This window comes from Oceanobacillus sp. M60 (assembly GCF_053839645.1).
On record NZ_JBSSNH010000018.1, the window covers coordinates 1 to 961 of the forward strand.

At 38.7% G+C, this 961-nt stretch carries 1 protein-coding gene; it reads left to right on the forward strand.

The genetic code is table 11. The features are described 5' to 3' along the window. The coding region (locus ACW0TQ_RS22075; RefSeq protein ID WP_455726016.1) for a peptidoglycan-binding domain-containing protein at positions 1-961 on the forward strand (961 nt) is incomplete at both ends.

Below are 961 nucleotides of genomic sequence, written 5' to 3' on the forward strand. Positions count from 1 at the left end.
CAAAGAGGGAAACGTCATAATGATATTCCAGAAATCAAACGGCAATTAAACAGCCTTGGATATGGTCACATAAGCGTTACGACACTATTTGGGAGCTTTATGGAGCAGAAAATAAAGCAATTCCAAAAAGATTATGGTCTGCGTGTTAACGGAATAGCAGATGAAGTAACAGTCGGTAAATTAAAAGAACTTGCCCCTAAAGACACATATCAGCGTGGAGACAGGCATGCAGAAATTGTCCAATTTAAAAAACAGTTAAATGCCATTGGGTTCGGCTATATCACAGAGACCAACCTATATGGAAGTTTCATGGAAACACAAGTAAAAAGGTTCCAATCCTACTATGGATTAAGTGCCACTGGGAAGATGAACAAAGCGACAAAAGATAAGCTGAACAGTATATACAACCATCCACTCCAAAGAGGGAAACGTCATAATGATATTCCGGAAATCAAACGGCAATTAAACAGCCTTGGATATGGACATATAAGCGTTACGACACTATTTGGGAGCTTTATGGAGCAGAAAATAAAGCAATTCCAAAAAGATTATGGTCTGCGTGTTAACGGAATAGCAGATGAAGTAACAGTCGGTAAATTAAAAGAACTTGCCCCTAAAGACACATATCAGCGTGGAGACAGGCATGCAGAAATTGTCCAATTTAAAAAACAGTTAAATGCCATTGGGTTCGGCTATATCACAGAGACCAACCTATATGGAAGTTTCATGGAAACACAAGTAAAAAGGTTCCAATCCTACTATGGATTAAGTGCCACTGGGAAGATGAACAAAGCGACAAAAGATAAGCTGAACAGTATATACAACCATCCACTCCAAAGAGGGAAACGTCATAATGATATTCCAGAAATCAAACGGCAATTAAACAGCCTTGGATATGGTCACATAAGCGTTACGACACTATTTGGGAGCTTTATGGAGCAGAAAATAAAGCAATTCCAAA